This is a genomic window from Streptomyces sp. NPDC101160, from assembly GCF_044768205.1.
Classification (GTDB): Bacteria; Actinomycetota; Actinomycetes; order Streptomycetales; family Streptomycetaceae; genus Streptomyces.
Map to the genome: position 1 here is coordinate 578651 of NZ_JBIWPJ010000007.1, position 15781 is coordinate 594431.

Sequence of the window (15781 nt, forward strand, 5' to 3'; positions counted from 1 at the left end):
CCCGCACTTGCCAGGAGGTAGTGAAACGTGCCGGAACTTGCCGCGCTCAAGCGGAACTTGCCCGGACTTGCCAGTCGGTCACCCGAACGATTCAATGGCAGCGGTGATTATTTCCCGAGCAGCCGAGCCGAACACGGCCATCTCGTAAAGCTCGGCGAAGGTCTGCGCATACATGCGAAGTTCAGGCTCCTGCTCGACCGTGAGGTGGGCTGAGACGAGTTCGACTTTGACTGTGTGGTCGTCGAACATGAAGAAGCCTTCGACGGGCATGAGCGGTCGCTCGATGTGGCGGGGAATGATCCCGATAGCCACTCTGGGGAGGGCCATGGCACTAAGCAGATAGCCGAGTTGGCCCACCATCACATCGGTGCCGCCCATCCGGTTGTAGAGGGCGCTCTCCTCCAAGAGGATGGCGAATGTCCGCTGTGTGTATACGATCTTCTGCTTTTCGAGGCGGACCTCAACAGCCGCGTCGACATCGTCGATCGTGTTGCGACGGTCGCGGATGGAGGTCAGCAACGCCTTGATATAGGAGGCCGTCTGCACCGGTCCGGGGATCAGCCACGGCGAGTAAAAGCGAAACTGCTGCGTCCGATCCCAAAGGGGAAGGGCTGATTGCTGGGCTTGCTTGAGCCCGCCGCTCTCCAACTGTTGCCACTGGACGTACATACCCTCGATGCGGCGGGCGGTCTGGACGAGGTTGTCCGCTTGGTCGTCAGCACCGCATGCGCTACACCATTCGCGAAGATCGCGCTCCGAGGGCGCGCGTTTGGCGCTCTCGAAGCGCGATGCTTTCGATTCGTGCCACTCCAGTTTTTCAGACAGGGCTCGCTTGGTGAGTCCGGCTGCTTCCCGGATCTCTGCGAGGCGTTTCCCGAGCGCCTTGCGTGCTTCCTGGGCGCTCGAAGATGCCGATTCCATGGGAGTGACGGTCCTATGCGTGGTGCTTAGCGGGCTTCGAACTCGGCATGCGGGATCGCCCTGCTCCAGATGGCGTCGAAGGCCGACTCGCAGAGCTTCGCGATCTCCGGGTCTTCGGTGATCTCGGGCTCCGTGGGTTCGCCCTCGCCGTCGAAGTGGTTCAGGTACAGCAGCCGGGAGTCGAACAGCCAGAAGTCGTTGCCCGGCACGAGTAGATCCGAAGCGTTCCGCCGAGGGAGCCACCGCACATGCTCGCCCGCCGCGATGTTGAGCCCCTCGGTCACCTCATGCTCGAAGCGGATGTACTCGCTCACAGGCGTCGACACGATCCGGGCTCGACGCACCTCGACACCTCGCGAGACCGCCTCCGAGACGATCGAGTGCCATGCGGACCAGCGCTCGGCCGGTTCGATCGGCCTGCCGGCCTTCCAGTCAACGAAGGTCGAGTGCGTCTTGCTGTAGGCGTCGCGGGCCTCCAGGTGGACAGCCGTCCGCTGGCAGTCGCGGAACAGCTCCTTAAACGTCGGGGGACTCGACACCCTTCCTCACCTCCGGCTCGGTGTCCTTGGCAGCGGCCTCCCTGTCCTCTGCCAGGAAGAACTGCACCATATAGCGGGGGATCTCCACCGCCCCCTCGTGCGCGGGGAGGTTCAACTGCTTGAGCCGCTCCTCGTCCAGGACGTTGTACCCCTGGACGAGGTACCTGTCCGTCTCGTCGTCCACGTAGATCGTGGGCGAGTTGCCGTCAGGGCTGTTCGGGTCCTTACCGAGCATGCGCAGGGCCATGATGTCCTCCTCCGTCGCCGGTTACGCTTCCCGTGCCAGAGCTTGCCTGCGGCCTCGCTGAAGCGCGAGGAACTTGCCCAAACTTGCCAGCACTTGATGAGGCGAACCTACGCTTCCGGGATCAAGGTGGCGAGGAGTGGGCCAGCCACAGCTACTTGGCAGTGGCCGGATGCCATCACTGGGTTGACCTTGCTGCCTGCGTCCCCTCGCCTCGGGAGCTTCGTCAAGCGGCAGGGGCAAGAACGACAAGAAGGGGACCAGCGGCCTGATCCCAGGACCGCCCGGCCTCCACTGCTTCCCTGCCGGCGCCTGGAATGCCGTCGCGAACGGGAGCGAGGAAGGTCTCGCGAAAGTGCATCTGACCGCCCTCGTTCATGCCGCTCGCTGAGACGGTGGCACCGACCTCTCTCTCCAGCACTGCCGCAGCCTCGGTGAAGTCCTGGCCGGTCCATTCGTCTACGTGCTCGGCGGCCAGCGCCCACGTCATCTTGAACGTCATGCAGGCATTCTACCTGCGGAAACGCCAGAAGGGCCCTCTCTTGGGGCCCAACTGGGCTGCGCGTCAAGGCAGTTGCGTATATCGGATCGATCAGGGTTAGATCGGCTTGTTCAACATGACAGCCAAGACTTTGATCAGCCGCTTCAGGGTGCCGGCGCTGTAGGCCGACAGGTCGGACAGCACCCGGATCTGTGCTGCCGTCTCCGCGTCGGTCGGTGTGGGCAGGCCCAGGTAGGCGAGGCTCAGGTCGATTCGCTCGTCGAGGTAGTCGATCGCGGACCCGGCCTCGGCGTGCAGGCTGTCGAGTGTCAGTTCCTCCTCGTGGTGCGCGACTTCGGCCCCCGAGTAGGGCCGGGCGATGACCGTTCCGTCTGCGCGACGCTCGTAGAAGGTCAGGGTCGCGTCGTCCCAGAACTCGAAGTCCTCTGGGTTCATGCCCCCGGGAGGGTTCACGGAAGGCCGAGGCTCCTTGACTGGCGGCTCGTCGGCCAGGGGCTCGCTCACGCTGCGGTGTCCAATTCGTCGTAGCTGTCGATGTACTCGCCCCCATTGAGGTGGGCGGCGAGCTTGCCGACCCCGCGCTCGAGTCGATAGCGAACGGCCCGGTCAGTTACCGTCTCGCGGGCCGCGATCCGCTGGTCGTCCCAGTCGAGGGCAAAGCGCATGAACAGCGCCCGCCTCTCAGCCAGGGAGAGGGGAGCCGCCTGCCAGCCCCGACGGATGTCCGCGAGGTGGGCGAACAGAGTTCCCGCGGCCTTCTTGTCGACCGTGCCCTTCGGCATGTCCGCGTCTGGGGCCTGCGGGTTGCGGATGCCGTACGCAGCTTCCACGTCCCATACGGCTGGAAGCAGGTGCTCGACGAGCCGTCGCTCGTACCCGCTCACACGCGCCCCCTCTCGGCCGCCTCACAGGCCGCCTCGTAGGAGGTGTGGCGGATGCGGTACTTCGCTTGGGTCTTCACCTTGTCCACCAGGTCAAGGACCAGGCGGTGGTAAAGCACGCCCAGGCCGAGCGTGGGATCAGCAAGGCATTCGTTCACCATGGCGGACTTCGTCGCCAGGATGATCAGCGCCTCCTGCCGGGCGTCCTCGTATTCCATGGTCAGGGTGTCCTCGTAGCCGTCCGCGATTCGGCGGGCCGCACGGCCCGCGAGGGCCACCACCGCGGGCAGGTCGAGGATTCGCCAGTCGGCGCTGGGTGAGGTGTTCACCGGACGACCTCCTTGACCGGCACTTCGCCGTCCTTGGTGACCAGGACCAGAAGGCCGGGAGCGCCCCGCGTGCCCTTCCGGTGCCGCCACCACGTCGACTCCGACTCCATCGCCGGCACCTGCACGAAGGTGCGCGGGCCGTCCGTGTCGATGAACTCGTGATGCAGGTGACCGGCCAGCAGGAGATCGGCGGTGTGCATGGCGCTCGTTTTGTCGAATGCCTGGCCCCGCCACCAGTCGAAGTGCTTGCCGCCCTTCCACTGGTGGCCGTGCGCGTGCGCGACGACCGTGCCCGAGCAGTCGACGACTACCGTCAGCTCGTCCGTCTCGGGTACGTACACCTCGACGTGGGCGAACTCCTCGCCCGCGAGCGTCAGGGCTTCGCTGACGGAGATCAGGGCGTCGGTGTCGTGGCTGTCGTCGTACCTGGTGATGCCCTTCCCGAACCTCACGGCCTCGCCGTGATTTCCGGGAACGGCGACGACGGTCAGGCGGGATACCTCGGGAGCGAACCTGATGATCGCGTGCGCCATGAGGCGCCGGGTGAGCCGGATCTGTTCAGTGAGCGTTAGGCCGGTGCGCCACGCGTTCGCGCCGCCCTGGCTCTGGAAGCCTTCGATGTGATCACCGAGCCACGCGAGGTGGACGTGTTCGATCTCGAAGCGGGTGCGGTACACGCCGAGAAGATCCGCGGCCTTGTCGATGCAGCGCATCGCCCGCAGGAGCGTACCCTCGTATCCGTCCCCGTCGATCTTGCCGAACTGCATGTCGCCCAGCGCGATGATCAGAGTGTGCGCCCCCTCCCCGTGGACGGGCACCCAGCCCGGCGCCTCGTCGAACACCTTCAGTAGCTCGTCGATACTCGGCCGCTCGGCAGCCGCCGACATCTTGCGGCGACCGAATGAGAACCGGGCGGACACCCCCGGCTCACCGTTGGCCATGGTCCATTCTGAGGATCGGAAGCCCGTGACCTCCCACTCAGCAGGGTCGAGCTGGTGTGCGCGGAGCACGTCGGCCGCCGTCGACTCGGGGTCGATGCCCTCGGGGCCCCGGACCGTCACCTCTGCTGCGTCGCCAGCGACCTCGATCTGACGGGTGAAGTCCTTGTCGGGGTCGGCCTGCCGTGCCGCCATGGCTGGTGCGGCAGGTGTGGCAAGCAGGTCGTTCAGCAATTCCATCTGGTTCAAACTTTACACTCCATCGCGAAGGGATCGGCGGTACGTGCGGATGGTGGAGGCGCTCACCGCGTGCCCGTGCCGGCGCAAGACCAGCGCTAGGCGCTCAGCCGATGAGCCGTCCAGCAGGCGAACGAGGACGGTCTCGCGCACGTCGGGCTCCAGCTCCTCATACAGGCGGGTCAGGGTCGGGCCGGGGCTGCCCGGCAGCGGCTCGCTCACCGGTCCTCCCGGTCGATCTGCTCGATGGCGGCCACGGCGAGAGAGGCGAGCCGTACCAGGCCCTCGCGGATCTCTACCGGGGTACGTCCGCCGAATGCGGCGAAGGCGACCTGTACGGCCAGGCCATCGACGCCGAGCCGCCCCTGACTCTTTCGAGCCCGGTTGATCTCCTGCCAGTCGGCGCCGCGCTGGTGGTAGATATTGACGGCGCTGTCTGGGTACTTGCCGCCGACCAGGTGGGCGGGAAGGTCGGGTATCGCCCGCGCCCCGGCCCGCACTTCCGCCAGGATGACGGTCAGCGGATCTGCCTTGCGGCCTGTGGGCTTCCTCGTGGTCATCTCGCTCACTGGTCGTCCTCCTTGATCAAATTGAGCAGGGCTTCGGGGCCCTCTTGCATGTAGGTCTCGGTCACGTCACCAGCCCGCAGGCGCATGCCTTTCGCGGAGCGCAGGGCCCGACAGATCCGGGCGGTGAACTCGGCGCCGGCATCATCGGGGTCACCCCAGACGCGGACCCTGTTGAAGCCCGCCAGCATCCGCCTGTGGCGCCCCTGCCAGATGGAGGCGCCGGGGATCGCGACCGCGTGCAGCCCGAGTTTCTCCAGGATGATCCGGTCGAGTTCGCCTTCGGTCACCTCGATCACGCTGTCGGCCTTGTGGACGGAGCCGACCCCGTACATGCGGGGCAGGTCGTCCTTGACCGTTGCGTACTTGCCGTGGCCCAAGGCGCGGTGGTCGTGCTCTTGCAGGCAGCGGAAGCGGATCGTCAGCGGGGTGTTCTTACGGTCGAGGTACGGGATGGCGAGCATCCCCTTGTACTTCTCGTGGCCGGGATAGGGGTGGCTACCCACGACGCCAAGCCGGTACGTAGCCGCCTCCGCGCGGCCGATTCCCCGGCCGAGGAGATACCGTGCGGCGTCCGCCGTAAGCGCTCCCTGATACGCCGCGGTCGCTTCCTCCAGCATCTCGCGTTGCGAGGGAGACAGAGGCCGCAAGGGCTCGCGCTCCGACAAAATCAGTGCCTTCCTTTTCCATGATCAGAGTGAATGAGTCGCCGCCCCTCCCGCAGGAGTGGCACTTCCAGACCTGCCGGTCCGTGTTCCATGAGAAGGACGGCGTCTGGTCGTCGTGGAGCGGGCACTCGGCCATGCCGGATGCGCGCTGGTCGTTGAAGTCGACTTCGTAGTAGGCGAGTACTGATTCGAGCGTCGGCTTCTCGCGCTCCTGGTCGTCGCTGTCGATCCGGCCGAACCTCATGGCACGCGCCTGCCGACGAACCAGCCCTTGTCATCGTCGTACCCGAGTTCGTCGAGGCCCTGACCGGCCGCCGTGCTCAGATCGAAGCGCCCCAGCTCGATGACCAGCCGGTTGCGTTCGGCTTCCTCCTCGAACGTCACGGTGATCACGCGGTATCCAGCCCGAGGTACGCCTCGACCGTGGTCAGGACGAACGCCTTGCGCCAGCCCTTTCCCCTGCGCTTGACGACGACAATCGACTCCACCTGGTCCGGGCTGATGCCGCGGTGCTTCGCGAAGTTGAGCCGCTCGCGCTCGGCCTCGTCGAGGAACGGGCCAGGCTCGAAGCGGGCATTCTTCGTCTCGATGACGGTGAAGAGGCCGCCGTCCTCGCGGATGACGAGATCCCCCTCATCTTCGGCGCCGGTCAGTCGCAGCCGCTCGGCGTCCTCGCCGACGGACCGCAGGCCCACGAGGAGTTCCGTCTCCCAGGCGGCGCCCTTGCGCCGGTTGGCCTTGTTGCGCTCAGCAATTGTGGTCAATCTTTACACTCCGTGCTTCTGGAGGACGGCGGTCGGGGACCAGGGCTGCGCCGGCACTGCGGCAGGGGTAAGGCGTTCGAGCTTCGAGAAGCGGGTCACCTCGGGGTGACAGCGCATAGACGCGTACCGCTTCGCGGTCGGATCGCAGGGCCCCATCCTCTGCTTGACCACGGCGACCCGGTACTCGTGCGAGTTCGGGTCGAGCGCCACGGACAGGCTGAGCTCGGGTTTCTCGCTCAATCCGCCCTTGATCTGATCTCGGGACGGTGGTGCCCACGGATCGCTCTTGGCCTCCCACGACTTGTCGGAGGCGTGGTGCAGGACGATCACGGTCGCGCCGGTCGCACGGGCCAGTTCAGTGAGGCCGCTCATGACGGCCATCTGCTCGGTGTAATCACTCTCCGCCGAGTCGAAATCCATCAAATTGTCGAAGACAAACAGCTGGGGGTAGGCGTCCCACAGCTCTACGAACGCCTCTAGCTCCTCGTCGATGTTCTTCCAGGTGATCGGCGAGCCGAAGGCGAAGGTGATGTTCGACTCCGCGAGGGCGGACAGGTACTCCTGGCGGTGCCGTCCGCCCGCAGCCATCCCGGCCTCGACCATTTCCGTGGTGTCGCCGGACGCCATCGACGCCAGTCGCGAGCTTGCCGTGAAGGGGGACATGTCTGCGCTGAAGTACAACGTCGGCAGATTCATCATCGCGGCCCAGTACAAGGCGAATCCGCTTTTCTGGGTGCCGGAGCGGCCCGCGATCATGATGACCTCGCCGTGCCGCGGACGACACCCCATTGCGTACAGGGCGTCGAAGGCTTCGACCCTCGGCAATTCCTTGCCGGACTCGGCGTGCAGCGCGAGCGATCTAGCGGGGGTCAGCACTGCTGTCTCCTCTCTGTTAGCGATACGGGAAGGCAGGGGTCCGAGGGCCCTGGGGACGGGGGCCAGCCTCGTTGCTGGCCCCTGTCCCCTCAGGTAGATCAGTCGAAGTCCGGGGCCTCTGCGACGGCCGCTTCGACAGCGGCCTCGCGCTCCTCTGCGTACTTGATGACCGCCTGTCGCACGCTCGCGTCCGCTACCGGCCGCCAGACCCAGGCCGGGTAGGCGCCAGGCCGCTTGGGCGGGATCTGGTCGAGGGTGACGATGGTCGCGCTGCCCACGAGCGGGGCGAGGTCGCGGGCGAGGAGGGTCTGCTCGATGCGCATCCCCTTGTTGATCTCGGGGGTGAGGGCGTCGAGGGCGGCGCGGTCCTTGAAGACGGTCACCGTGCACAGGGCCGAGTCCTTCGGCCCGTTCGGGGTGGGGCGCTGGGCCTCGTAGGAGTTGACCTCGATCAGCAGGGCGGGGGCGTCCTTCACATCTGCGGGCTTGAGCCAGCCGCCGCCAGCGGTCGCGATCTCGACGAGGTTCAGGGGCACTCGGGTTCTCCTTCAGTTCGGAAATAGGGGGTGGGCTCGTAGAGCCTGGGAGTGATGACCGCGCTCGGCGCGGAGAGGGTCAGGACGAGGCAGAGGACGATGACGGGCATCGGGCTCACCCGGTCTTCAGGGCCCGACCACGGGCCTTGTATGCGGTCATCACGGAGGGGTCGGCGAAGTGGGTCTGGTTCGCCGCCCACAGCTTCTGGAGGTCGGCCACGCTGGTCTGCTTCTCAATCTCGCCGAGAATCCAGGTGGAACCGCTGTCGGTCTGGGGCTGGGAAGGGACGGCCGAGGCAGCCGCCCACGGATCGTCAGCCGGCGCCGCGGTTGCGGTGTCGTCCGGGATGATCCGGGCGTCGAGGATCGAGGCGATGTTTCCCTTGCCGTGGGCGAGGCTCGTTGCGTTGACGACGAGGTCACTCAGCGAGAGGGATGTTACATCTTTACACTCGAATCCGAAATAGTCGCAGAGCAGCTCGCGGACCTGCCTCACGGAGCCACGGAAGACCGCCCAGGTGTCCTCGTAGCTTTTGCCGTACTTGATGGTGATACCGATAGATCCGTCCGGGAAGGACGTTACGAGTTCTGCCTGATCTGCCTTCACTTCACTCCCTTTTTCTAGGGTCAAACTTAACACGTGTGCCGGCGGTTAGCACCTGGCTATTTTGTGAGGCCGGTCACCCAGGGGCGCATCGCGCCCTTCGTGCCGCGTATGGCGCGGATCTCGCGGGCGAGCTTGGCAGCAGCCCAGCCGATCTCCAGGTCCACCCAGTGCAAGGTGCACTGGGCCGAGCCCGAGGGCAGATGGATGATGATGCCCCACTTCTGCGACACGCCAGGCAGGACGTTGTACGCCTGCGCTGCTTCTTCCGCCGGCACCTCCCGCTTCTTCCACGCGGCGAACGTCTTCTTGTCCGTGGGGTCCACGGGGAAGCGGCTGTAGTCGTACAGCTCGCCGCGCGAGTAGACGGCGAGCTGCGTCGCCATCTTGAGGCCGCCGTACTGGATGCTGCCGGTCTTCACGTCGCCGATGAAGTCGCCTTCGATCGGCTTGCCGTCCGGGCCCGGCCCTGCGTACTGAAGGAGCCGGTCGAAGGTGCCGCCCGTGCCCAGCTCGGGTACGACGACGAACTTCTCCACTGCCTTCACGTCGAACTCGACGGTGGCGCCCAGGTAGGCAGCCATGTCGCGCTGATCGCCCACGGTGGTGCCTGCGGGCAGCGGCTCGCCGCGGTCCACAAACTCGGACAGGGTGTGCAGGTGCGTGCCCTTTTCCCGCTTGGCGTGGGCCCCGGCGATCTCCATGGCCTGCTCGGTCAGGGCGTTCAGCCGGCGCTTGTCGTCGGGGACTTCAGGGTCGAGCTGGTTGACCACGTCCAGCATGGACGGGCGCCGCGCGGCCCCGACCAGGGTCATGCGCGACTTCCATCCGGACAGAGCGGTCTTGTCCTCGATGCAGTCGATGTACGTCGTCGTGCGGGTGAGGGGGACGGGCTTGCCCCCGGACTTCGGAACCACAAGCGGCCGGTCCCAGCCGTCGCGGGGAACGGCGGGCGCCCGTACGAGGTCGACAATCCTCAAGCGGTGATCTCCTCTGGCTGGTCTTCGGTGAAGGGGTCCTCCGCGTCAACCGGAACGAGCCACCATCGCACCGTTCCGTCTGGCAGGAGTTCGGGCTCATGCTCGGCGACTGGGATCGGCTCCATCCCGGCCAGCCGAACCGCAGTGAACGCTGCCCGCATGTCGCTGGCCGGGGTCTCCGGCCGCACGATCAGGGCACAGTCCCACGCGGCGGGATCGCCGGTGAGGAACGTGCCTTGCGGAAGGTGCACCGCGTCGAAACTGATCATGAACGTAAAGCCCCCCTGGTGTAAACATTGAACCACCCTGTCCGTTTCTACTTGGCCGGTTGTTGCCGTGTCAACTGGCTTAAAACGACAGGGTCCATCGCTGCGTGCGAGCAGATGGTGACAAGTCAGACCCATGACCGTAGGCAATGGTTGCACCTGGCGCTGACAATTTGGATCACGTTCAAGATCGACAAAGGTGCAGGTCAGCGGGCATACGGAAAATCCCCCTCCGGTCCCGGTGGGGGATGCGTGCGTGCGTGCGTGCGCGCTCGAACGGGATGGGGCGGGCGCCCTGTGCGGAGGAGCCACCTCTGTTCGAATGCACGTTCGAGTGTTCGGGTGTAAAGTCTGAGCGAGGTTGGTTTCCGGTCCGTCTGAGGGGTTGGCTGATGAGCTACTACGCGCCGGGCTCGCGGATGAGGTCCTTGTCCTCGGGCCTCCGCGGAACCAGGAAGAACCCCTGCTCGGTGTCCGGGTCGTAGTGGACGACGAGGTCATGCTCATCCGTCTTCAGGGACTGCTTCCAGGAGGCAAGCCGCTTCCGGTCGCGCTCGCTCAGGGGGCGCTTGGGCTCCTCGCCGCGCTTGCGGGCCTGAGTCTCTTCCCTTAGTCGGGCCTCGAAGCGGAGCATGATGGGCGGGTACTGGTGCCGGTGCTCGTCCTTGACCTTCCAGGGCGTCAGGGCGTCGTCGCGGACATTGCGCGTTTCGAGTCCTCGCCGGGCACGGAAGCGGGACCACATCGGAATCGTGGTCTCAATGTGGTACTTCTCCAGGTAGATCCTCTGGATCTCCGTGTACGTCTTGCCGTCAAGGATCCAGTCGATGACCTCTTGCTCGTCGACGATCTTGGAAGCGGGCACGGCTCCCCCTTCGGGTCTCGGTTACGCGGTCTGCTCGCATCCCTCAGGACAGCCCTGAGTCTTGTTCTGCGAGTAAAGATTGACCAACGAGTGGCAATCATGTCAAGCTGAACCCGACAACGAAGCTGATCATCGTTCAGCCGGGCACGCAAAGTGCCTGGTCAGAGGTGCAGCTAAATAGGCGACCCCGCGAGTGCTGGTAACACCCCGGGGTCCGGCATCAGGAGCTAGCACTCCCCATGCAGATCCATCGTATCCCGACGCATGAGCGGGACTTCCTGATCATCGCCAACAAGGCGATCCAGGACCCGCGTATCAGCCACACGGCGCGCGGCATCCTCGCTCTCGTCCTCTCTCTGCCCAACGGGGTCAAGGAGAACGTCCGCACGCTCTCTGATGGCTACCCGCAAGGACGTTCCGCGGTTGCGAAGGCCGTGGCCGAGCTGAGGGAGTTCGGGTACTGGGTGACGAAGACCAGCCGCGACGAGGAGTCCAACCAGATCGTCTCGTCCGTGGATGTGTACGAGCTGCCGAACCTGGCTTCATCCCCGGTTCCCACCCGCCCGGTCACCAGTCCTTCGGCCACCGGCACAGCGGGCACGTCCCCTAACGGGGAAAAGGACTCTTCTAAGTACGGGCGAAAGAACCCTCCCAACCCTCCCGCCGGGGGTGAGCCCGCGCAGGCTGAACCGGGCGCCGGCACGGAAAGGGAGGGCGAGAGCCGGAAAGACGGCAAGCAGCAGAAGGAGGCCGCCCGCCTTCTCCGGCGCTTCGCCGCGCTCGATCCCCGGCTCAAGCTCACCGAGCGCCAGGTCGCCAAGCTGGTTCCGTCCCTCGCCGACTGGCTGGACCGTGGTGCGACCGTCGCCGAGATCACCGACGCGGTGACGCAGGGCCTGCCCCGGAAGCTGTACAGCGCCTCGAGGCTGATCGAGGACCGCCTCGACCGCAAGCGGCCCGAGGCCAAGCGTCACTGGCGGACTTACACGGACTGCGCGACGAGCGGCTGTGGCCGACTCCTGCCCGCAGGCCAGGACTCCGGCATCTGCGGCGTCTGCGCAGGCATCGAGCTGGGCGACTTTGCCCGCGACCTGCTCGCCGCACCCCAGGAAGCGGACCAGGCACGGCCTGACGAGAACACCTTCGTCGCCAACTACCGCAAGGGTGCCGCCCAGGCCCGCGCGGCAATGGCGCGCCCTTCCCACGCCTGACGGCTCCCGCAGTCCTCCCTCACCTCGTAGCGCCCTCGAAAGGCATCCCCATGTCTCAGCCTGCCCGCATGCCCTGGTACGCCTACGTCCTCGGCGGCCTGGTCCTCGCCGTTGCCCTCGCGATGTCCGCCCCCGGCGAGTATCAACTCGCCCGTACGGCCGGATGGGGCACGTGGACGGCAGCGGGAATGCCGGTCTGCATGAGCGTCTACGCCTGCTTCGCCGTCTGGTTCGTAGAGACCCGCAAGAAGGGCGAAAAGGGCCGCGGAACCGCCGTCGTCGGCGCTGTCGGCGCCCTGGCCATGACCGTCGTCGGACAGATCGTTGCCCACTGGATAGCCGCCGGGTACATGCACTCGTCCATGGCGCTTACTGCGGCCGTCTCCACTGTTCCGGGCATCGTTGCCGGACACGTTGCCCACATGATCATCCGTGCCACCAGGGCGGTGCCGGCGGAGGCTTCGGCAGTAGTCGAGATCGAGGAGCACCAGGACCAGGAGGCCGTGCCCGTGCAGCCGACACTTGACGGCGAGGAGCTGCCGGTCGACGAGGTGGCCAAGGCCCGCTCTCGGCGCCGACCCGGCCGTCCGACCCCGAGCATCGCGGAGATCCGCGAGGCCGTCGCCAAGCTCAAGGAGCAGCAGAAAGAGGTCACCGGCCCGGCTCTGGCTCAGATCATGGGGCGGGACCGGCGCACGGGCAGCCGCTACCTCCAGAGGCTCGAATCCAGCTCCCTCTGACACACTCGGTCCCTGCCCCCGCAATGAGCGACAATTAGCGCAAACAGAGTCACGTTGCGCGAGGGGGCACCTAAATGGAACTAACGATCACCGTGCGCCTATGCGACCAGTGCAAGAGCAAGGACCGCCCCACGACCCGCTACACCCTGGCTCTCGCGGGCAGCGAGCCCCGCGAACGGGACCTGTGCGACGAGGACGCCGCGCCGCTACGTGACCTCTTCGGGGACGACCTTGCTGTCCAGGGACCCCCGGAGCTGGCGCCTGTCGAGCGGGCGGTAGTGGCAATCCTCGCGGCGGCCAAGGCCGCGAAGGCGCCTGAGCGGTTGCCGGCGAGCAAGCCGGTTCCGAAGAAGGCGGCGGTGCGCGGCAAAGCCACCCCGCCTGCGGTGCGGCGTTCGAAGACCCCCGTGATGACGATGGACGAGATCGAGGCGATGAAGGCTGCCAAGGCCGACCAGCCCTGATACGACGAAGGAGCCCCCCTGCTAGTCCGTGAGGACCAGCAGGGGGGCTTGTTTCACTCGGTGTCGTCCGGCGCCGGGGCCTCGACCAGGCCGAGGGCGGTTGCGATCTGGACGATGACGGCAACCTCGGGCTTGTCGGCATAGACGATGGCCGCGATGGACACAGCGACGCCGAGGGTGGCCAGGAAGGCCCCGGCGCGCGAGCGGTAGCGGACAGGCAGCAGGCTCGTGAGGGTGATCGGCTTGGAGCCGGGCATCAGCATCTTGCTCATCAGCGGCCTGCCGGAGCCATCAGGCGGGACCAGGTCGTCGGGCCCGGGTATCCGTCTGCGTCGGAACCGCTCCAGCCCTGTGCCCGCTGGAATGCCTCGGTGGCCGAGCGGTCGGCCTCGGTGAAGCGCGGCCCAGGGCCCTCCTTGTAGAAGCGGCCGAAGCCGTGGGCTACCAGGCGCTGGCCGAGCACGGTGACGGCCGGGTGGGTCTTGCCCAGCACGAACGCCGAGCGGCCTGGGAACGGGGTGCTGTCCCCACCGTCGTTGCTGGAGCCGCTGACCGGCATTCCCGCCTGCACCCAGGCGTAGAGCTTCGGGCCGGGGCACTCGGTGGCGAACCCGTCGCGGTGGCCGCGCTTCGTCAGGGTGCGGCCGGTGCGCCGGCATGCCTCGTCGTACAGGGCGCGGGCCGAACGCAGGGCCGCCTCCGAGGGGGCCTGGTCGCCGCCGATGGCGATCTGAACGCCGAGCCCAGAGACGTTGTGATTCGGGCAGTGCGCGCCCTGAAGGGTCCAGCCGCGGCCCTCGAAGATGGCGCCGGTCTGGTCGATGACGAAGTTGTAGCCGATGCCTGCCCACCCCTGGGCGCGGTGGGTCCGCTCGATCGCCTGCGGGACCGCGTTGCCCGTCCGGTTGACAGGGTCACCACCGTCGTAGTGGATGAAGTACTCGGTGCGCTGGCTGAGGCTGACGTAGTTGGGGGTGCCGTTCCACGGCTTCGCGCCCCAGGACGCGCGGGAAACGATGTTGATGCTCAGGGCTGTGCTCCTTTGGACATGGAAAAGGCCCCGTCCCGGATCGGGAGGGGCCTGCAAGAAAGGTGTTGGGTCAGCCGGTCTCTGGAGCTGACGCAAGGTGGTGGTCGAGGCGCTCGGACACGGCAAGCCGTTCGATGCGCTCGTGGGCCAGGTCGGCGCGGAGATCGCGGATGTCCCGGCTGTGGCGGGCCTGTCCTGCAAGGACCTGGTCGAGTCCCGCGATCACCCTGTCCAGGTCGTCTCGCAGGTTCGTCGTGTGATCGTTGGAGACTTGCTCGCGGGCCTCCTGCGCGTGTTCGCGCACTTCGGCGAGGGCTGTCCCCTGGCGCCGGACAAGCTCGACCAGGACGCCCACCAGGGCCGCGGTGACGACTCCGCCGGCGGAGACGAGCGCTACCTGAACGGCAGGGTCAAAACTCATCGGGACATGTCCCTGACGAGCTGCTCCAGGCGCTCGATCCGCTTGGCCTGCTCCTGCACTACGGGCAGAAGGGCCACGCCGATGAGGTCGTACCGCACGCTGTCGATCTGTCCCTCCTCGTCATGGACGACGATCTCGGGAAGCGTCTCGTTGACCTCTTCGGCGATCAGACCGAACTCGTCCCGGCGCCCCTCGACGGTTTCGCCTTCGTCATTGACGGTGGGCTTGCGGTCGTAGAGGCGGGGGCGCAGAGACAGAACTGCCTCCGGGGCAATGTGGATGTCCCGGATGTTCTCCTTGAACCGCCGCGCGCTGGTGTTGCGGCAGAAGTTGTGGTTTCCGTCGACCCAGACCGCGTACCAGGTAGCGCCCGTGGGCGAATAGCTGTGCGGGCGGTCCGAACCGTTCGCACGCTGGATCGTGCCCCCGGAGTCGAGGTACTGGCCGTGCCAGTGGTCGGTGGGCGGGAACTGGCCCGGCTTGCCCTGGATGTCGTTCCAGTTGTGCGCATGGCCGGCAGGCGGATAGGTCGTGGGAGTCCCGCTGATGTCTGCCCAGGCGTGGCCGTGAGCGGTGGGGACGAAACTCGTCGGCTTACCAGTGACCTGGGACCAGTCGTGCGTGTGCGCCGCGGGCGGCAGGGTCGAAGGCCGGTCGCTGATCTGGGACCAGGTGTGCGTGTGCGTGGACGGCGCGAACGTCGCAGGCTTGCCGGACAGGTTTGCCCAGTCCACCGTCGAGAACAGCGGGGTCCAGGCGGAGCCGTTCCAGTACTCCCAGGCGTCGGTGGAGTTGTTATAGCCGAGCTGTCCCAGGCGCGGGGACGCGGGACGGGTCGCGGTGATCCACGCGCCGACGCGGTGTCCCACGAAGGGCCGGGTCATGGTGATGTCCCCGGAGTTGATACCGGTGACGCTCGCACCGACTGTGATCGACGCGAGGGGCAGCTCGTAGATGCCCGTGTCCGTCTGCACGAGGGCGGGCGGGGTGGTGGACCCCGCGGTGCCGGCCTTCACAGCCAGGGTGATCGAGTTGGTCGCCGGGTCCAGCTTGAGGACCACGCGGTCCACCCGGACCTGGGCGCTGGAGGTCGCGAGGGTCACGTTCTCCGTGGCCGTCGACTGCACCATGTGGCCCCGCAGGAACGCTAGGCCCGGTCCGACGGTGACCGTCATGCCAGTTCCGGTACTGACCGTGAA

General features: G+C 66.5%; 27 protein-coding genes. 3 read left to right on the forward strand and 24 right to left on the reverse strand.

The annotated features are described in order from the left end of the window. Positions 1–78: 78 nt before the first annotated feature. From ACIRSU_RS25405 to ACIRSU_RS25500, 20 genes are all read right to left on the reverse strand, one after another. Positions 79–921, reverse strand: coding sequence for a helix-turn-helix domain-containing protein (locus tag ACIRSU_RS25405; RefSeq protein ID WP_403796254.1), 843 nt, complete (start codon positions 919–921; stop codon positions 79–81). A 26-nt stretch (positions 922–947) separates the two neighbouring features. Beyond that, positions 948–1460, reverse strand: a complete 513-nt coding sequence (locus ACIRSU_RS25410) for a DUF6879 family protein (protein WP_403796257.1) — start codon at positions 1458–1460, stop codon at positions 948–950. Further along, positions 1438–1707: a hypothetical protein gene (locus ACIRSU_RS25415; protein ID WP_403796260.1), complete on the reverse strand. Its 270-nt coding sequence runs from the start codon at positions 1705–1707 to the stop codon at positions 1438–1440. Before ACIRSU_RS25415 ends, ACIRSU_RS25410 begins: the two co-directional genes overlap by 23 nt. 223 nt (positions 1708–1930) lie before the next feature. Further along, the gene (locus ACIRSU_RS25420; protein WP_403796262.1) at positions 1931–2206 is read right to left on the reverse strand and encodes a hypothetical protein; all 276 of its coding nucleotides are present in this window, start codon (positions 2204–2206) and stop codon (positions 1931–1933) included. Between the two features lie 96 nt (positions 2207–2302). After that, positions 2303–2641, reverse strand: coding sequence for a hypothetical protein (locus ACIRSU_RS25425; protein ID WP_403796264.1), 339 nt, complete (start codon positions 2639–2641; stop codon positions 2303–2305). Between the two features lie 65 nt (positions 2642–2706). After that, entirely contained in the window at positions 2707–3090 is a 384-nt protein-coding gene (locus ACIRSU_RS25430; RefSeq protein WP_403796267.1) for a hypothetical protein, read from the reverse strand. Beyond that, on the reverse strand, positions 3087–3416 hold the full coding sequence (locus tag ACIRSU_RS25435) for a hypothetical protein (protein WP_403796270.1): 330 nt from the start codon (positions 3414–3416) through the stop codon (positions 3087–3089). The genes ACIRSU_RS25430 and ACIRSU_RS25435 overlap by 4 nt, the downstream gene beginning before the upstream one ends. Then, positions 3413–4594, reverse strand: a complete 1182-nt coding sequence (locus ACIRSU_RS25440) for a hypothetical protein (RefSeq protein ID WP_403796515.1) — start codon at positions 4592–4594, stop codon at positions 3413–3415. The genes ACIRSU_RS25435 and ACIRSU_RS25440 overlap by 4 nt, the downstream gene beginning before the upstream one ends. 12 nt (positions 4595–4606) lie before the next feature. Beyond that, the gene (locus ACIRSU_RS25445) at positions 4607–4813 is read right to left on the reverse strand and encodes a hypothetical protein (protein WP_383651841.1); all 207 of its coding nucleotides are present in this window, start codon (positions 4811–4813) and stop codon (positions 4607–4609) included. Further along, complete coding sequence (locus ACIRSU_RS25450) at positions 4810–5160, reverse strand: hypothetical protein (protein ID WP_403796272.1); 351 nt, start codon at positions 5158–5160, stop codon at positions 4810–4812. The genes ACIRSU_RS25445 and ACIRSU_RS25450 overlap by 4 nt, the downstream gene beginning before the upstream one ends. After that, on the reverse strand, positions 5157–5774 hold the full coding sequence (locus ACIRSU_RS25455) for a toprim domain-containing protein (RefSeq protein WP_403796518.1): 618 nt from the start codon (positions 5772–5774) through the stop codon (positions 5157–5159). Before ACIRSU_RS25455 ends, ACIRSU_RS25450 begins: the two co-directional genes overlap by 4 nt. Beyond that, positions 5656–6069, reverse strand: a complete 414-nt coding sequence (locus tag ACIRSU_RS25460; protein WP_403796275.1) for a CHC2 zinc finger domain-containing protein — start codon at positions 6067–6069, stop codon at positions 5656–5658. Before ACIRSU_RS25460 ends, ACIRSU_RS25455 begins: the two co-directional genes overlap by 119 nt. Continuing rightward, complete coding sequence (locus tag ACIRSU_RS25465) at positions 6066–6218, reverse strand: hypothetical protein (RefSeq protein ID WP_403796277.1); 153 nt, start codon at positions 6216–6218, stop codon at positions 6066–6068. Before ACIRSU_RS25465 ends, ACIRSU_RS25460 begins: the two co-directional genes overlap by 4 nt. Next, positions 6215–6589 carry a hypothetical protein gene (locus ACIRSU_RS25470; protein WP_403796279.1) on the reverse strand — a complete coding sequence of 125 codons (375 nt, stop codon included), beginning with the start codon at positions 6587–6589 and terminating at the stop codon, positions 6215–6217. The genes ACIRSU_RS25465 and ACIRSU_RS25470 overlap by 4 nt, the downstream gene beginning before the upstream one ends. A gap of 3 nt (positions 6590–6592) precedes the next feature. Next, positions 6593–7465: an AAA family ATPase gene (locus ACIRSU_RS25475; RefSeq protein ID WP_403796282.1), complete on the reverse strand. Its 873-nt coding sequence runs from the start codon at positions 7463–7465 to the stop codon at positions 6593–6595. Between the two features lie 98 nt (positions 7466–7563). Then, complete coding sequence (locus ACIRSU_RS25480) at positions 7564–8001, reverse strand: hypothetical protein (RefSeq protein WP_403796284.1); 438 nt, start codon at positions 7999–8001, stop codon at positions 7564–7566. Between the two features lie 115 nt (positions 8002–8116). Continuing rightward, on the reverse strand, positions 8117–8608 hold the full coding sequence (locus ACIRSU_RS25485; protein WP_403796286.1) for a hypothetical protein: 492 nt from the start codon (positions 8606–8608) through the stop codon (positions 8117–8119). A 56-nt stretch (positions 8609–8664) separates the two neighbouring features. Then, positions 8665–9585: a hypothetical protein gene (locus ACIRSU_RS25490; protein WP_403796289.1), complete on the reverse strand. Its 921-nt coding sequence runs from the start codon at positions 9583–9585 to the stop codon at positions 8665–8667. Next, positions 9582–9854 carry a hypothetical protein gene (locus ACIRSU_RS25495; RefSeq protein ID WP_403796291.1) on the reverse strand — a complete coding sequence of 91 codons (273 nt, stop codon included), beginning with the start codon at positions 9852–9854 and terminating at the stop codon, positions 9582–9584. Before ACIRSU_RS25495 ends, ACIRSU_RS25490 begins: the two co-directional genes overlap by 4 nt. 397 nt (positions 9855–10251) lie before the next feature. Then, positions 10252–10716 (reverse strand): hypothetical protein, encoded by a 465-nt coding sequence (locus tag ACIRSU_RS25500; protein WP_403796294.1) that lies wholly within the window; start codon positions 10714–10716, stop codon positions 10252–10254. A gap of 239 nt (positions 10717–10955) precedes the next feature. Between ACIRSU_RS25500 and ACIRSU_RS25505 the strand changes: the two genes are divergently transcribed. The 3 genes from ACIRSU_RS25505 (at position 10956) to ACIRSU_RS25515 (ending at position 13131) form a co-directional block, all read left to right on the forward strand. Then, the gene (locus tag ACIRSU_RS25505) at positions 10956–11927 is read left to right on the forward strand and encodes a hypothetical protein (RefSeq protein ID WP_403796297.1); all 972 of its coding nucleotides are present in this window, start codon (positions 10956–10958) and stop codon (positions 11925–11927) included. 68 nt (positions 11928–11995) lie between these two features. After that, positions 11996–12667 (forward strand): hypothetical protein, encoded by a 672-nt coding sequence (locus ACIRSU_RS25510; protein ID WP_403796300.1) that lies wholly within the window; start codon positions 11996–11998, stop codon positions 12665–12667. 74 nt (positions 12668–12741) lie between these two features. Then, positions 12742–13131 carry a hypothetical protein gene (locus ACIRSU_RS25515; protein ID WP_403796303.1) on the forward strand — a complete coding sequence of 130 codons (390 nt, stop codon included), beginning with the start codon at positions 12742–12744 and terminating at the stop codon, positions 13129–13131. A gap of 53 nt (positions 13132–13184) precedes the next feature. Here the strand turns inward: ACIRSU_RS25515 and ACIRSU_RS25520 are convergent, their stop codons facing one another. Genes ACIRSU_RS25520 through ACIRSU_RS25535 form a run of 4 tightly spaced genes read right to left on the reverse strand, consistent with a single transcriptional unit; the run spans position 13185 to position 15757 of the window. Continuing rightward, on the reverse strand, positions 13185–13403 hold the full coding sequence (locus ACIRSU_RS25520; RefSeq protein WP_403796306.1) for a hypothetical protein: 219 nt from the start codon (positions 13401–13403) through the stop codon (positions 13185–13187). After that, positions 13403–14218, reverse strand: coding sequence for a peptidoglycan-binding protein (locus ACIRSU_RS25525; protein ID WP_403796308.1), 816 nt, complete (start codon positions 14216–14218; stop codon positions 13403–13405). Before ACIRSU_RS25525 ends, ACIRSU_RS25520 begins: the two co-directional genes overlap by 1 nt. Positions 14219–14231: 13 nt before the next feature. Further along, positions 14232–14582, reverse strand: coding sequence for a DUF2746 domain-containing protein (locus ACIRSU_RS25530; RefSeq protein WP_403796310.1), 351 nt, complete (start codon positions 14580–14582; stop codon positions 14232–14234). Further along, positions 14579–15757 carry a tail fiber domain-containing protein gene (locus ACIRSU_RS25535; RefSeq protein ID WP_403796311.1) on the reverse strand — a complete coding sequence of 393 codons (1179 nt, stop codon included), beginning with the start codon at positions 15755–15757 and terminating at the stop codon, positions 14579–14581. Before ACIRSU_RS25535 ends, ACIRSU_RS25530 begins: the two co-directional genes overlap by 4 nt. Positions 15758–15781 lie beyond the last annotated feature (24 nt).

Bases quoted from the DNA above. Each gene is read 5' to 3' on its own strand.
- ACIRSU_RS25405 (WP_403796254.1), bottom strand. From the start codon at position 921: ATGGAATCGGCATCTTCGAGCGCCCAGGAAGCACGCAAGGCGCTCGGG.
- ACIRSU_RS25415 (WP_403796260.1), bottom strand. From the start codon at position 1,707: ATGGCCCTGCGCATGCTCGGTAAGGACCCGAACAGCCCTGACGGCAAC.
- ACIRSU_RS25420 (WP_403796262.1), bottom strand. From the start codon at position 2,206: ATGACGTTCAAGATGACGTGGGCGCTGGCCGCCGAGCACGTAGACGAA.
- ACIRSU_RS25425 (WP_403796264.1), bottom strand. From the start codon at position 2,641: ATGAACCCAGAGGACTTCGAGTTCTGGGACGACGCGACCCTGACCTTC.
- ACIRSU_RS25440 (WP_403796515.1), bottom strand. From the start codon at position 4,594: ATGGAATTGCTGAACGACCTGCTTGCCACACCTGCCGCACCAGCCATG.
- ACIRSU_RS25460 (WP_403796275.1), bottom strand. From the start codon at position 6,069: ATGAGGTTCGGCCGGATCGACAGCGACGACCAGGAGCGCGAGAAGCCG.
- ACIRSU_RS25495 (WP_403796291.1), bottom strand. From the start codon at position 9,854: ATGATCAGTTTCGACGCGGTGCACCTTCCGCAAGGCACGTTCCTCACC.
- ACIRSU_RS25505 (WP_403796297.1), top strand. From the start codon at position 10,956: ATGCAGATCCATCGTATCCCGACGCATGAGCGGGACTTCCTGATCATC.
- ACIRSU_RS25510 (WP_403796300.1), top strand. From the start codon at position 11,996: ATGCCCTGGTACGCCTACGTCCTCGGCGGCCTGGTCCTCGCCGTTGCC.
- ACIRSU_RS25515 (WP_403796303.1), top strand. From the start codon at position 12,742: ATGGAACTAACGATCACCGTGCGCCTATGCGACCAGTGCAAGAGCAAG.
- ACIRSU_RS25520 (WP_403796306.1), bottom strand. From the start codon at position 13,403: ATGAGCAAGATGCTGATGCCCGGCTCCAAGCCGATCACCCTCACGAGC.
- ACIRSU_RS25530 (WP_403796310.1), bottom strand. From the start codon at position 14,582: ATGAGTTTTGACCCTGCCGTTCAGGTAGCGCTCGTCTCCGCCGGCGGA.
- ACIRSU_RS25535 (WP_403796311.1), bottom strand. From the start codon at position 15,757: ATGACGGTCACCGTCGGACCGGGCCTAGCGTTCCTGCGGGGCCACATG.